This is a genomic window from Formosa haliotis (assembly GCF_001685485.1).
In the GTDB taxonomy this organism is placed as follows: Bacteria; Bacteroidota; Bacteroidia; order Flavobacteriales; family Flavobacteriaceae; genus Formosa; species Formosa haliotis.
Map to the genome: position 1 here is coordinate 1,722,350 of NZ_BDEL01000001.1, position 14,567 is coordinate 1,736,916.

Genomic DNA, 14,567 nt, shown 5'->3' on the forward strand with positions numbered 1-14,567 from the left:
TTTTTACTCCTCCAATTCCTGCCATACCACACATTCTTAAATTTTAAGCAGACTAAAAAGGAATTTTATCATTTTAAAAGCCTCGGCTTAACCACAATATTAAACCTTCACACTACCTTTCAAATGTATAAAAAAACGATCACAACCAAATCCTAACACTTATTACACAAAAGCTATGGAATTGTTTCTTACTATTAGTATTTTTAGTGTTGAAAATATGTACTAGTAAATAACAATCGAACCCCTAAACATTTTTGCTTTTGACTTGTAAAAAAGACATTCTAATTATTGGAGCTGGCCCTATAGGCATTGCGTGCGCTATGGCATGCGAAGAAAAAAACTTGAATTATGTAATCATTGAAAAAGGTACGCTTACAAATTCCATTTTCAACTACCCCTTAAACATGACCTTTTTCTCGACTTCGGAAAAATTAGAGATTAACGACATTCCTTTTATAAGTAATAATCCGAAACCTAACCGAACTGAAGCTTTAGAATATTACAGACGGGTTGCAACGTCTAATAATTTGCATATTCATTTATATGAAAGTGTTCAAGACGTACAAAAACAAAAAGATATTTTTGTGGTAAAAACATCCAAACAGGAATACCAAGCTAAAAAAGTAATTATAGCTACTGGGTTTTACGACATTCCGAAATATTTAGGAGTACCTGGCGAACAGTTACCAAAAGTAAGCCATTATTATAAAGAAGCACACCCTTATAGTATGCAGGATGTTATTGTAGTTGGTGCGAGCAATTCGTCTGTCGATGCTGCTTTAGAAATTTGGAGAAAAGGAGGACGTGTTACTATGGTGATACGCGGAAATGCTATTGGCGAACGTGTAAAGTATTGGGTTAGACCAGATATTATTAACCGCATTGAAGAAGGATCGATTACGGCATATTTTAATTCTGAAATCCTTGAAATAAAAAAAAACGACGCCATCATATCTACTCCCAAAGGGACGCTTACTCTACCCAACGATTATGTTTTGGCACTTACGGGTTATCAGCCTAACTTTCAATTATTAGAAAGTGCCAACATTACTTTCTCCGATGACGAAAAACGAATTCCCGATTACAATAAGGAAACCATGGAAACAAATATTGAGGGCTTATATCTTGCAGGTGTTATTTGTGGTGGCATGGAAACCCATAAATGGTTTATAGAAAACTCCAGAATTCATGCCAAAAAAATCGTCGATCACATTTCAGACCTTTTAAAATAAACAGCTCTCATAAACCTTTACAAAAGTGTAAAAGAAATCAGGTCCTACCCTGCACAATTGAGTTAAACCCTATTAAGGTTGACTTATAAATTCTTCAGCCTAGAATATTGTTGTGTTATGAATTGTATTGAACAACATAATTAACTAATAGCAGGCTTATAAACTATAGGAAAGGCACATGAATTTGCAATAAAACAAAGTTTTGATGCCTCGTCGTGAAGTGTAATTGCTAAATCTCGCTGACTAATATCGTGCAAAATTACTGTAGGTTTTAAAGTGATTTTTGTAAAAGCTCCACTACCATCGGCATTCAAAACTAAAACGCCTTCAACCTCATCTTTATACCCTTTAATCAAAATTCCCGCCTTATCGCATACATATTTATAAGACATGAAATGACAAGAGGATAAAGCAGCCATGAGCAATTCTTCCGGATTATATTTAGACGCATCTCCTTTAAAGGGTTTTGCTGCCGAAACTTCCATGTGTTTTCCATCTTCTAAAAACACCTGATGTGTTTTTAGAGATCCGCCAGCTTTCTTTTCATCCTGAGCAGATTCTGAATTCCATTGGTTGTAAATCTTGAATTGAAAGGTTGAGGACATGGTTTAGAATTTTGTTTTAAATATTGTGGTTTTTATATGGTCTTTATAGGAGTATGGCTTCGATACGATTTTCTATGAAAATCACTCAGCCACCAGAGTAACACATAATAGAATGTTACACTAAAATTAACTTAGAAACTCAATCAGGCCGTGGCTTCGATACAATTTTCTACGAAAATCACTCAGCCTTCATTTGAGATGAAAATCAAAGGTTGCTGAGTGATTGCAATGCGCAGCGAGAGCAATTGTATCGAAGCACCGGTTATTCATCTTTTCGAAATATCTTTTTTGCTAATATAGGAATCAAATCTACTGCTCCAGACATCAAGGCTTCTTTCTTTTTTCTACTCCAACCTTGGATTTGTTTTTCACGATAGAAAGCGTCGTCGATACGTGAATATGCTTCATAATACAATAGTTTCACAGGCAGTCGTTTGGCTGTATAATTTGCTCCTGTACCAGAATTATGCTGAGAAAATCGCAATTCCAAATCTTTGGTACTTCCCGTATAATAGCTACCATCTGAACATTCTAAAATGTACATATAACCTTTAATCATGACATTGTATTTTTAAATAAATACGCATTCATTTTAATAAGATTGTGGCTTCGATACGATTTTCTATGAAAATCACTCAGCCACCAGTTGAGATGAAAATCAAAGGTTGCTGAGTGATTGCGATGCGCAGCGAGAGCAATTGTATCGAAGCACCGGTTAATGAATTCCTAAAACAAAAATCTTAACAATCATAATAAGCATTCCTACAATTCCACCTACAATCGCTCCGTTTAAACGGATGTATTGTAAATCTTCGCCAACCTTACTTTCTATTTGTTTTACAAGTTCTACATTAGATAATTTTTGCAAACTTTCTCCTACCAATTCCCCTATTTTATGATGATGCGTTTCTATAAGTTGCATTAAAGTCGATTTTAACCATAGGTCGGTTTGCTCTAATTTTGATGCGTCGTCATGAAACGATTGTAGGGCCAGGTTAACCTTATCTTTAATAAGCAATGTATACTCGTTTTCACTTTCGAACAAGTGTTCGTGGATAATAGATTTTAATCGGGTTAAGGCTTGTTTTACTATTCCAGAGTCTAATAAACGCTCTAAAAACTGCTCTCCAAATTGATTCACATCAGATTGTGCTTTTTCATCACCAGAAGTTAGTCGTTCTCCATAAGCATACAGTTGCTCATCTAAAGCGATAATTATTTTATGATGCTCTGGATCTGACTGTATATCTTCAATAAGCTGAATTAATTGATCTTGAATGCCTTCGGCAATACGTTGCGGTTTTATGGCTCCTAAAACTTGTCCGGCCCCAACCAACAACCCTTTTAAAGGCGAGCCTCCTTTTTGTTTATTTACAAGGATTCTTACTTCTGTAGTTAAAAAATCTAAAGTAGAGTCTGAAGCTACTTTATCTTTCAAAACGTCTAAAAACACTTGAAGTATACCATAATGATCTTTATGTTTAACCGTTTGCTTTAATAAATTCCCCAGCGGTTCTGCTAAATTATTACCTTTAATCGCTGGTTTAATGATGCCGTCTAAAGTATGAACAACATCTTGATGATCTAATTTTAAAACCAACTTTTCGAGTTCTGGCTTTAAGGTTTTTCGAATGGTTTCTTGATTGTCTTCATTCAACAAATATTCTGCAATGGGTTTTGCTAGAGATACTGCCGAAATTTTATCGCGAATCATATCTTTAGACAACCATTCGTTATTTACTAAATCTACAATTCCGGCCGATAATTTCTCTCGACTTTTTACAATTATATTGGTATGTTTTTTTACAATGGGAATAGGAATTTCTTGAAACAAGGCCCTTACAGCAAACCAATCGGCAACACCACCTACAACGGCTGCTTCAAAACCTGCCAATAATATTTCTAAAGTATTACCTTCATAAAGATTGAAATATTTTAATAGTATACACCCCGTCATACAAATTACGGCGATGGCAAGGGATCGATTTCCTAACTTATTCTTTTTCATTATAAAAATCTATTTACCAGACAAGGTTATAAAAAAATTGAGAATTAGAATCTTTATCCAATTAAAAACGGATGATATTAGTTTAAAAGAAAACCAACATGATCATTGCTATGTCCAAATACAGCTAACTTTATACCTTAAATTTATAGGCATCGAACATAAAAGCTTCCTCGAAACGTTCTAAACGTGCATCGAATTTATCTGTAAACACTGCATATTGACATTTGTTTACACTCTCTGCCAAACGCAATACCTCGTTATACGTATTCTGACGGATTAAAAACTCGGCATCTTCTATACAAATTAATTGCACATCGGTTAAATGAATACTATTTAAAAAGTAAAGTTTATTCAGGCGTTTTACCGTGGCTATCAAAATATCTGTCCCCATGTAAATTTCGTCACGTTGTGCATCAATTTTATGTTCATCGTAAATACAATACACGCGTAAATCGGTAGGTCTAGTAAAGACTTCAAATTTTTCTTTTAAAGCCAAGGCTTCAGCTTTATCTTTTACCAAAACTATTGCTCGTGGTGCATCTCCTTTAGCTTCACCTTTTAACTTCTGAATCACACTGAGTATAATCGCCGTTGTTTTTCCACTTCCCGTTGCTCCTATTCCGAATACATTCGCACCACTTTTAATGGTTGAAAGTACTTTTTTCTGAAGTGGAGTTGTGGTTTCATATCCTAAATCATCAAGCGTTTCTTTAAGAACAGGCAGTATTTTTTTAAAAGACATACATCGTAAAATTATAGAAAAACAAAGTTCCGATTAAAATCTGTATTGCCCTAACAAAACGGATGGTTTCCTACTTTTAGTGATTCGTCTTTCCTTTTTTATTCTGAAGGAGAAGCCTTATTTTTGAAGGATGAAGCAAGAGCAATTACCAGAATCGACGAACAAAGAAACGGCCTTACAATTACAAATTACTATAGAAGCTTTAACTCAAGAACGCGATGGGATCATGCATAGTATTGAAGCTTTTGAAGCCATTCTAAGACAACATCTTACAGAATACATTATTGAAACCCAAGAGCTGAACATCCTTTACAAAGCACAAAAACGATTAAAAAAGACAAGCGTTTAGCTCAGAAACGTCGTGGGAAAAATTATCAAGAACCTAAAGGACTTAAAACAACACCTCAGCCATCGGCACCTGAAAGCAAAGACTCAACAGAAGCGCTTCAACTAAAAAAAGACTGTATCGAGAGGCCATGCTACACGTTCACCCCGATAAGTTTTCGTTAGCCGCTAACGAGCAAGAATCGGCTACAGATATAACTACACAACTCATCGAAATTTATAAAAATGGAACTTTACAAGAATTACAAGCTTTCCATACGCATATATTTACAGATCAAACTCAAATTAAAACCTCGAAAAACTCTAAAGCAAACATAGCAATTACAACAGAGCCATTAGCACACCTAAAACAAGTAATAAAGTCTTTAGAACTTGAAATAAAAACCTTACAAGCTTCGCAATTATATCATATCTTAACCACTTATAAAAAACCTCTAACTTTTGTAGATGAATTGATAATCTATTATAAAGACAAAATTGAAAAATTGAAAAAACGTACACGTACAAAATAGCTTTAAAAATTGGACATTTAGTTTATATTTACACACAAAACATGATTATTATGAAAAAACAATATCTTTTTTTTATTGCCTTTACACTTATTAGCACTTTAGGATTTGCTCAAGATTTCAACATTAATCTATATGGTTCTTATGCTTTTAAAGACAGTTTCGATTCGTATTATGATTACAATGCCTATTACAATGGCCAAATACAAGATGGTTTTCAATGGGGAGCTGGTTTAGAATTTAAAGTAAGACCTAGTACAGGTATTGAATTATTATACTTACGTCAGGATACCAATGCACCAACTTACTATTTAGACCAAGGATTTTTCAATAATGAAAGATATACAAATTTCGATTTAGGAATTAATTACATCATGATTGGAGGTAATCAATATTTCAGATCTGCAGGGTCTCCTTTAGAAGGATTTTTTGGATTAAACGCAGGTATGGTGATTGCAAACATGGAAAATCCAGATAACGGAAATAGCGAAACAGCCACGAAATTTGCTTGGGGAGCAAAACTAGGAGGAATCTACTGGATGTCTGACCGCGTTGGTTTAAAAATGCAAGCTCAATTATTATCGGCTGTTCAAACTATGGGAGGTGGATTCTACTTTTCTGGATATGGACCCTCTGCTGGCTTAAGTGCATATTCTACAATTTACCAATTTAGTTTAGGAGGCGGTTTAGTCTTTAAAATGAATTAAACCTTTATTCTAATCAATTATTGGATATAAGCAAACACCCCGAGAAGCACTTCTCGGGGTGTTTGCTTTTGAACTCCATTTTTAATTTCAATTTTAATTTGTGAATTCTTTATCGGTTAAACTTTTCATAAAGGCGACTAAACTTTCTTGTTCGGCTTTAGTTAAACCTAAATCATCAAAAGGTAAGGTTTGATATTCCTGCTGAATGCCGATTCCTTTTCCTCCTCCACGATTATAAAAATCGACTACCTCTTCTAAAGTTTGGTAAACACCGTTATGCATATAAGGTGCTGTTTTTTCAATATTACGTACTGTTGGTGTTTTAAAGAAATGCTTCCGTTCTTCAGTTTTAAACACATCGTACCTACCTAAATCGGGACTAATAATGGCATTTATTGTATCTGCCGTTTGGGGCACGCCTAAAAGTTCTATTTCGGTATCCTTAAAATGTGGCGGCACGGTTCCGTTAAATAAAGGCGGAAAATGACAAGTTGCACAGGCAGCTTTTCCCATAAATAAATTAAAGCCTTCAACTTCTTGCTGCGTAATGGTATTACTTTCTCCATTAATATTGCTATCGAATTTAGATCTAAAGGCATTTAATGTGCGCACATAAGAGGCTATGGCATGTCTTATATTAAAATCGGGTCTTTTACTGTTGTAAAGTGAATCTAACTGCTGTTTGTATTTCGGATTGCGTAACACACGAGCCACAATAGAATCCATAGGTAAATTAAATTCATCATGATTTTCTGCAACACCAACCACTTGTCCTTCTAAACTTCCTGCTCTCCCATCCATAAAATACGATTGCTGATAGGCTGAATAAGTTAATGTTGGTGTATTTCTTAATTGCATAGCGTTAAACGTTCTTCTGCCATCTGTAAAAGCTTTTTCTTTAATATGGCACGTCGCACAAGCCATATTTTTCCTTTTAGAAAGTATAGAATCATTAAACAATTCTTTCCCAAACTGTTCCTTTTGTTTTAATCGAATAGTATCACTTTTATAATCTGTAAAATAAAACACATTTACCGTTTGTGCATCGAAAAGAGATTTGGCGGTATTAGAAATGCCCATTTCGAAAGGAAAAGACACCTTCCAGTCGTCTTGAGTTTTAAGGAGTGCTTTTAATTGTACATCGGTGTTATTCTTTATAAAATGATACCGATCGAAAGTATCAAAATCGGAGTCTAAATCTTTAATCCCATGTTCTAAAGATGCAATTAGATCATTATAAACCGGTTTTGAAGCAAAATGCGCTTTAAAAATTTTTACGATTTCAATTAAGGTTTTGGTGGTAATCTGACTTTCCTGTAACGACTGACCTAAAACTGGAGAATCGAAACCCGTAATTCCAGTTGTAGCGGTTCGAATTATTTGATCTCTAAGCAACCAAATAACATGATGATCTTGTAACTGAATATTTGTATTCGCTTTTAATAATTTTAATCGGTTACTAGTAAGCGATACCGTATTTTTAAATGTTAGCGTATCGATCTCTGGTTCGTGAAGCATTTCTTCTATAACCTGAAATCCAAAAGGCTGTCTTATTTTTATATCTGTCGCATCTTCCTCTTGAACTTGTAAAATATTTGGGGCATTTAACGACTTAAAGTTATTCTTATCTATGGCCGCCAAAATAGGTTCTATAGCTTTAAAATGAGCTCTCGCCGCTTTGTAATAATTTATATTTTCCAGATTAGGATTTTCAACAGAAATAGAATCTAAGTTTGCTATACAACCTTCTAGTTCTGAAATATAAAAAGCTTCTATTTGAGCATCTGTAGAGTCAACCGTTTTAATTCCAATGGTTTCTGGTTTGTTATTACACGAGACTGTAATTAAAAGCAAAAGACATATACTTAAAGTATATGCCTTAGCTTTAACAACTAATATGTTAGTATTCATTCTTTTTAATTATCTATCTAAGCCTTTTATTACATAAAGCATTGAACCTTCTTTATTATTTGCTAAGTCTGCGTTAGCTAATGGATCTGTAAACGAGGTACCATCTGCAGGAACCCAACCGTGGTTTTGTGTCATTAATAAAAAGGTGTTTACTCCAGTATTTACCACATCGGTAACATCAATCATTCCTGTTAACTCCCATGTGTTAGAAGTTGTACCGTAACCTAAGCCTTCTGCTCTGTTTTGGTCGCATTCTAAAACTGTTTTTAATGTTCCTGTTTGTAAGTTATATTGATATACTTTAGCAAAACCGTTCACAGAAGTATCTAAATATCCATTAGGATCTTCTTGAATATACGCGTAGTTTTCTGTAACTAAAATGTTGTCTGGAGAATGAAAACCTTCAGCTTTTCCGCCTACTTTATCACCATCTAAAACACAAGTAATTTTTGCTGCTCCAGTTGGATCTGTTTCATTTAATTCTACTTTGTATATACGACCTAAAGCAGAACCTTTTCCTGATAAACTAGCAGATACACGACCAGTTACACAAAAGTAAATTTCTCTTTGGTTAGCTGCAGAACCTCTTCTCCAGTCGATATCTTCTAATCTAGAGAATCCCATTACGTTTTTAGATTTCGCTTCGGCATCTAAAGCATCGATTTCTCTTTCTGTTAATTCAACAAATTCAGCCGTGTAAGACACACCTTCTTCCATATCCATTTCAAAATCTACACCTGCTGTAGTTACTTTTAAACCGTATAATTTTCCGCCGTCTAAATCACCTCTATTTCCAACATACATTCCTAATTGACCCGATGGCACAGAATTGTCTGAATGGTCATCACCAATAAATACAACCGTTTTATCTGGATAAGCATCTTTACCAATTGGCACAGCATTTTCTGTAGACCATTGTCCTAAGGCTGGTAAAACTTCTCCAATGCTAGCATCATCTACACTTTTGTATGGATCTACAGCAAAAACGGCTTTAGAAGCTCCTCCCCATTCACCACCCGAAAGGTATAAAGGTCCGAATCCGTGCTCTTCTTGAGTTATTAAAGTTCCTGAACACATCGCTGTTTGGGCAGTTGCTTCAGCATTTAAAATATACTCGCCATGATATGGACGTAAATTTTCGTTTAATAAGATACGTGCAATAGAATAATCCGCTTCCAAATTATTAATTAAAGTAAAGGTATTATCGCCATTGTTAATTAATCCAGCACCGTCTGCCATAGAGCCATACACGAAGTCTGGAGAATTAGGAATGATATCTTCTGAAGATAAAAGCGTAGAAATTTTTAAGTTCACGAATTCATCTGAAACCTTTAATAAGGTTGGAGATTGTGAAGCGATTAAAAACACAGAAGCATCTTTTCCATCTTCGCCGTCTTCCCCATCTACACCATCTTTACCATCTGTTCCATTTACTCCGTCAACACCATCTTTACCGTCTTCCACATCACAGCTAGTTACTAGCACCGTTGGTACCGTAAGAATTAATAATAAAAGAGAGAGTTTAAAAAATTTGTTCATAATTTTAGTTTTAGTTATTTAATGATGAACAAATGTATGGCAGCGCTTCTGTAATTTTGTTAAGGGTAAATGGTGCTTAGGTAAACTAATCTCTCCCTAAATGTTAATAAAATTAACTAAAGGTTATGCACAGCCGAGGGAATGTAAAGACTAAACTTTTTTTACACGAAACAATCTGTTTTTCGTTAATGCTAAACATCACAAGTTTAATTAGTATAATTGAAAATAGTGATTAAGATTTACTCAACTTACCTTTATTATGAAAGAATTATTCGCGATTTTTCGATAAAAGCAGAACGAGTAGAATAAGTACAGAAAGTACCAATCCTAAAATAGAAACACCTGTCCATTGGTAATGTTGCCAAGCTAAGGCACCTAAAGTTGTTCCAACGGCACCACCTATAAAAAAGGACACCATATAAATGGTATTAACCCTATTTCTACCTTCCGGGTTTTTTGAAAAAATAATACTCTGGTTGGTAATATGTAAGGCTTGCATTCCTAAATCTACCAAAACAACGCCTAATATTAATCCGAAAATAGCATGTCCTGATACTAAAAAAATACACCAAGATATAATGAGCAGCAGCGTAGAAAATAATAGTATGCGTTGTTTCGGTAATTTGTCATTTAATTTTCCGGCTACAGTTGCTCCCATAGCTCCTACCATACCGAGTAAACCAAATAATCCCGTAACCGTGCTGCCATATCCGAAATTATCCTCCATCAAAAAGACTAAAGTGGTCCAAAACACACTTAAGCCGGCAAAGGCCAAGGCACCCCGAAGCGAGGCTAAACGTAATTCGGGTTCGGTTTTAAAATAATGAATCATGGACTGCAACAAGGCGGCGTAACTTCCTTTAAATTGAGGTTTCAGTCTTGGTAATTTAAAGCGGAGTAGTGCAAAAAGCAACACCATTAATCCAGAAGCAGCATAATACATGGTTCTCCAACCAAATTGCTCTCCTACAAATCCACTAATTACCCGACTTCCTAAAATTCCTATTAAAAGCCCACTCATCACAATTCCAATAGCACGCCCCCGATGTTCGTCGTCGCTTAATTGCGCAGCCATCGGGACAAAAAGCTGGGGTAAGGCCGAAGTGAATCCTATAAAAAAACTACTCACAATAAGAAGCCATAGCGAACCTGCTGTAGCGGCTACTAATAAAGAAATAACCATAAGCACAAAATCGAACTGTAATATTTTGTGGTTAGAAAGTTTATCGCCCAGCGGAATAATAAAGAATAAACCAAAGGCATAACCTAGCTGAGTACTTAAAGCCACATGGCTTACCTGAGATTCTGTCACACCAAAATCTACCGCTATTTGATGCAGTAACGGCTGGTTGTAGTACAAATTTGCTACTACTAAACCAGCCGAAAAACTCATTAAATATAATACCGAATTGCTAAGTTTATTCATATAAAATTTTGTCAGAACAAATTACGCAAAAATATATTACATCTTTATCTCACTGATAGGGATAAACAAAGTATCCCTTGATTTACATATTTCTTCTATACTGTCCGCCAACTTCAAATAAGGCTTCAGTAATTTGTCCCAATGAACACACTTTACAAACATCCATAAGCGCCTCAAAAATATTTTCATTTTGAATGGCTTTCTGCTGAAGATCTTTTAACAAGGCTTCAGTGTCGTTTCCTTTGTGAAGGTTTTCTAACGTTTTTATCTGAAACTGTTTCTCTGCCTCGGTAGCACGAATTACTTCTTTGGGGATAACGGTTGGAGAACCTTTAGAACTTAAGAAGGTATTTACCCCAATAATTGGAAAATCTCCATTATGCTTCAACGTCTCGTAATACAAACTTTCTTCCTGAATTTTAGAACGCTGGTACATCGTTTCCATAGCACCTAACACGCCACCACGTTCTGTAATTCTGTCGAATTCTAAAAGTACAGCCTCTTCAACTAAATCGGTTAATTCTTCAATTATGAAAGATCCCTGAATTGGATTTTCATTTTTAGCTAAGCCTAATTCTTTATTAATGATTAACTGAATCGCCATAGCACGACGCACCGATTCTTCGGTTGGAGTCGTAATAGCTTCATCGTAAGCATTAGTGTGAAGAGAATTACAATTATCGTAAATGGCATATAGCGCTTGCAGCGTAGTGCGAATATCGTTAAAATCTATTTCTTGAGCATGCAAACTACGGCCAGAGGTTTGAATATGATATTTCAACATTTGTGCTCTAGCGTTGGCTCCGTATTTTAATTTTAAAGCCTTTGCCCAAATTTTTCGAGCCACTCGGCCAATAACAGCATATTCTGGATCGATACCATTCGAAAAGAAGAACGATAAATTTGGTCCGAATTTATTAATATCCATACCGCGACTTAAATAATACTCCACGTAAGTGAATCCATTAGATAAAGTCAGTGCCAATTGGGTGATTGGATTAGCACCTGCTTCGGCAATATGATATCCAGAAATAGACACCGAATAAAAGTTACGCACATTATTATCTATAAAATATTCTTGTACGTCGCCCATTAAACGCAATGCAAATTCTGTTGAAAAGATACAGGTGTTTTGCGCCTGATCTTCTTTTAAAATATCGGCTTGTACCGTACCACGAACTTGCGCAATGGTTTTGGTTTTAATGTCTAAATACACATCGGCATCTAAGACCTGATCGCCTGTAACGCCCAATAAGAACAAACCTAATCCGTCGTTTCCTTCCGGCAACTCTCCATTATAACTTGGTCTAGCGACTCCTTTTTCTTTATAAATTTGAGCGATTTTAGCTTCAACCTCTTGTTCTAAACCGTTTTCCTTAATATAAATCTCACATTGCTGATCGATGGCGGCATTCATAAAAAATCCTAGTAACATAGGTGCCGGACCATTAATGGTCATACTTACAGACGTCATAACATCGGCTAAATTAAAGCCCGAATATAATTTCTTAGCATCGTCTAAACAGCAAATACTTACCCCAGCATTTCCAATTTTCCCGTAAATATCTGGACGTAAATCCGGATCGTTACCATATAATGTCACACTATCGAAAGCTGTAGATAAACGCTTTGCTGGTAATCCTGCACTTACATAGTGAAAGCGGCGGTTGGTACGCTCTGGCCCACCTTCGCCAGCGAACATTCGCGCCGGATCTTCGCCTGTACGTTTAAACGGATATAAGCCCGAAGTATACGGAAATTCTCCTGGCACATTCTCTTGTAAACACCAACGTAAAATATCGCCCCAAGCCTGATACTTAGGCAAAGCTACTTTTGGAATTTGTAAATGAGAAAGCGACTCGGTATGCGTTTCAATTTTTATTTCTTTATCGCGAACCTTAAAAGAATAAATTGGGTTTTTATATTTACTAACTTTTTCGTTCCAATTTAAAATGACTTCCCAATTATAAGGATCAAGGTTTAATTTTACCTTATCGAATTGAGCGACTAGTAATTTTACAAACGGTTTGTCGTCGGTAGTAACTTGATTCAGAATTTCATCCTGATTTAATCCTGCCTTTGAAAGTTCTGGTAGTACATCTGTTAGCGTTGTTACAGTTTTATAAATACCGTATAATTTTTGAGCTACCTCTACTTGAGTATTTGCTTTTTTATCGTACGCTCTGTTATTCTCGGCTATTTCAGATAAATAACGTGTTCGAGCTGGTGGAATAACAAATACCTTTTCACTCATTTCTTTAGAAATGGTGAAAGTAGATTGCAAATCGGCCGAAGTTTTTTCAACCAAACCATCCATCACGGCTTTGTAAAGCGTGTTCATTCCTGGATCGTTAAACTGGGAAGCGATAGTACCAAAAACTGGCATGGTATCTGGATCGGCGTGCCACATATTATGGTTACGCATGTATTGTTTTTTTACATCGCGAATGGCATCTAGTGCCCCACGTTTATCGAATTTATTTATAGCTACCAAATCGGCGAAATCTAACATATCGATTTTCTCTAACTGTGTGGCAGCACCAAATTCAGGCGTCATTACATACAAAGACAAGTCGCTATGTTCTATAATTTCGGTATCCGATTGACCAATTCCAGAAGTTTCTAAAATAATTAAATCGTAAGCTGCAGCTTTTAAAACTTCTATGGCTTCATTAACGTGTTTTGATAAGGCCAAATTAGATTGTCGCGTTGCCAAACTACGCATATACACACGTGGATTGTTAATGGCATTCATGCGAATACGATCGCCTAAAAGTGCACCTCCTGTTTTTCGTTTAGAAGGATCTACAGAAATAATTCCAATGGTTTTTTCAGGAAAATCGATTAAAAAACGACGTACAAGCTCATCGACTAAAGACGATTTACCCGCACCACCGGTACCTGTAATGCCTAAAACTGGAGTGCTAGAATTACTATTTACATCATGGATATCTGCTAAGGTCGCTTTAGCAACTTCAGGAAAATTTTCGGCCGACGAAATGATTCTTGCTATAGCTTTCGGATTTTTACTAGTTAACAATGCGGTTTCCCCATTTAGCTTGTCCCCAATCGGAAAATCGGATTGTTGTACCAAATCGTTAATCATGCCTTGCAATCCTAAATCGCGACCATCGTCTGGCGAATAAATTCTTGCAATACCATAATCCATTAATTCTTTTATTTCTGAAGGTAAAATAACACCACCGCCGCCACCAAAAATCTTGATGTGCTCTGCACCTTTTTCCTTCAATAAATCGTACATGTATTTAAAATACTCGTTATGTCCGCCTTGGTACGATGTCATACAAATGGCATTAGCATCTTCTTGAATCGCGGTATTCACCACTTCTTCTACACTACGGTCGTGCCCAAGATGAATGACTTCCACACCGGTGGACTGGATAATACGACGCATAATATTAATAGATGCATCGTGGCCATCAAAAAGTGAAGCGGCCGTTACAATACGTACTTTATATTTTGGTTTATAGGGTGCTATTTGTTCCATTCTTAATAAAATCAGTTTTATGGTCGGCAATTTAC

The 14,567-nt window shown here is 35.8% G+C and carries 12 protein-coding genes; 4 read left to right on the forward strand and 8 right to left on the reverse strand.

Annotated elements, in window-relative coordinates:
* Positions 1–260 precede the first annotated feature (260 nt).
* Positions 261–1,232 (forward strand): YpdA family putative bacillithiol disulfide reductase, encoded by a 972-nt coding sequence (locus A9D35_RS06870; RefSeq protein ID WP_066220791.1) that lies wholly within the window; start codon positions 261–263, stop codon positions 1,230–1,232.
* A gap of 140 nt (positions 1,233–1,372) precedes the next feature.
* On the opposite strand, the gene A9D35_RS06875 is transcribed toward A9D35_RS06870, so the two are convergent.
* The 4 genes from A9D35_RS06875 to A9D35_RS06890 all read right to left on the reverse strand — a co-directional run bounded on the left by A9D35_RS06875 (position 1,373) and on the right by A9D35_RS06890 (position 4,587).
* Entirely contained in the window at positions 1,373–1,837 is a 465-nt protein-coding gene (locus A9D35_RS06875; protein ID WP_066220794.1) for an OsmC family protein, read from the reverse strand.
* 262 nt (positions 1,838–2,099) lie between these two features.
* Positions 2,100–2,396, reverse strand: coding sequence for a GIY-YIG nuclease family protein (locus A9D35_RS06880; protein ID WP_066220798.1), 297 nt, complete (start codon positions 2,394–2,396; stop codon positions 2,100–2,102).
* Positions 2,397–2,552: 156 nt separating this feature from the next.
* Positions 2,553–3,845, reverse strand: a complete 1,293-nt coding sequence (locus A9D35_RS06885) for a DUF445 domain-containing protein (protein ID WP_066220803.1) — start codon at positions 3,843–3,845, stop codon at positions 2,553–2,555.
* 130 nt (positions 3,846–3,975) lie between these two features.
* Entirely contained in the window at positions 3,976–4,587 is a 612-nt protein-coding gene (locus A9D35_RS06890; RefSeq protein WP_066220806.1) for a DEAD/DEAH box helicase, read from the reverse strand.
* Between the two features lie 130 nt (positions 4,588–4,717).
* Here A9D35_RS06890 and A9D35_RS06895 point away from each other — a divergent pair, with 130 nt between their 5' ends.
* From A9D35_RS06895 to A9D35_RS06905, 3 genes are all read left to right on the forward strand, one after another.
* Positions 4,718–4,936 carry a hypothetical protein gene (locus tag A9D35_RS06895; protein ID WP_066220809.1) on the forward strand — a complete coding sequence of 73 codons (219 nt, stop codon included), beginning with the start codon at positions 4,718–4,720 and terminating at the stop codon, positions 4,934–4,936.
* Positions 4,937–5,063: 127 nt separating this feature from the next.
* Positions 5,064–5,444 (forward strand): hypothetical protein, encoded by a 381-nt coding sequence (locus A9D35_RS06900; RefSeq protein ID WP_066220812.1) that lies wholly within the window; start codon positions 5,064–5,066, stop codon positions 5,442–5,444.
* Between the two features lie 50 nt (positions 5,445–5,494).
* The gene (locus tag A9D35_RS06905; RefSeq protein WP_066225894.1) at positions 5,495–6,148 is read left to right on the forward strand and encodes a hypothetical protein; all 654 of its coding nucleotides are present in this window, start codon (positions 5,495–5,497) and stop codon (positions 6,146–6,148) included.
* A gap of 93 nt (positions 6,149–6,241) precedes the next feature.
* On the opposite strand, the gene A9D35_RS06910 is transcribed toward A9D35_RS06905, so the two are convergent.
* From A9D35_RS06910 to A9D35_RS06925, 4 genes are all read right to left on the reverse strand, one after another.
* A complete protein-coding gene (locus A9D35_RS06910) occupies positions 6,242–8,059 on the reverse strand; it encodes a cytochrome-c peroxidase (RefSeq protein WP_066220815.1) in 1,818 nt (605 codons plus the stop codon).
* A gap of 9 nt (positions 8,060–8,068) precedes the next feature.
* On the reverse strand, positions 8,069–9,598 hold the full coding sequence (locus A9D35_RS06915; protein WP_066220817.1) for a PhoX family protein: 1,530 nt from the start codon (positions 9,596–9,598) through the stop codon (positions 8,069–8,071).
* 268 nt (positions 9,599–9,866) lie between these two features.
* A complete protein-coding gene (locus tag A9D35_RS06920) occupies positions 9,867–11,024 on the reverse strand; it encodes an MFS transporter (protein ID WP_066220820.1) in 1,158 nt (385 codons plus the stop codon).
* Between the two features lie 82 nt (positions 11,025–11,106).
* Entirely contained in the window at positions 11,107–14,532 is a 3,426-nt protein-coding gene (locus A9D35_RS06925) for a methylmalonyl-CoA mutase family protein (RefSeq protein WP_066220823.1), read from the reverse strand.
* Between the last annotated feature and the right edge of the window lie 35 nt (positions 14,533–14,567).

What these genes read in the sequence shown, in the direction of transcription:
- A9D35_RS06875 (WP_066220794.1), bottom strand. Translation starts at nt 1,837, where the DNA reads ATGTCCTCAACCTTTCAATTCAAGATTTACAACCAATGGAATTCAGAA.
- A9D35_RS06880 (WP_066220798.1), bottom strand. Translation starts at nt 2,396, where the DNA reads ATGATTAAAGGTTATATGTACATTTTAGAATGTTCAGATGGTAGCTAT.
- A9D35_RS06885 (WP_066220803.1), bottom strand. Translation starts at nt 3,845, where the DNA reads ATGAAAAAGAATAAGTTAGGAAATCGATCCCTTGCCATCGCCGTAATT.
- A9D35_RS06890 (WP_066220806.1), bottom strand. Translation starts at nt 4,587, where the DNA reads ATGTCTTTTAAAAAAATACTGCCTGTTCTTAAAGAAACGCTTGATGAT.
- A9D35_RS06895 (WP_066220809.1), top strand. Translation starts at nt 4,718, where the DNA reads ATGAAGCAAGAGCAATTACCAGAATCGACGAACAAAGAAACGGCCTTA.
- A9D35_RS06900 (WP_066220812.1), top strand. Translation starts at nt 5,064, where the DNA reads ATGCTACACGTTCACCCCGATAAGTTTTCGTTAGCCGCTAACGAGCAA.
- A9D35_RS06905 (WP_066225894.1), top strand. Translation starts at nt 5,495, where the DNA reads ATGAAAAAACAATATCTTTTTTTTATTGCCTTTACACTTATTAGCACT.
- A9D35_RS06910 (WP_066220815.1), bottom strand. Translation starts at nt 8,059, where the DNA reads ATGAATACTAACATATTAGTTGTTAAAGCTAAGGCATATACTTTAAGT.
- A9D35_RS06915 (WP_066220817.1), bottom strand. Translation starts at nt 9,598, where the DNA reads ATGAACAAATTTTTTAAACTCTCTCTTTTATTATTAATTCTTACGGTA.
- A9D35_RS06920 (WP_066220820.1), bottom strand. Translation starts at nt 11,024, where the DNA reads ATGAATAAACTTAGCAATTCGGTATTATATTTAATGAGTTTTTCGGCT.
- A9D35_RS06925 (WP_066220823.1), bottom strand. Translation starts at nt 14,532, where the DNA reads ATGGAACAAATAGCACCCTATAAACCAAAATATAAAGTACGTATTGTA.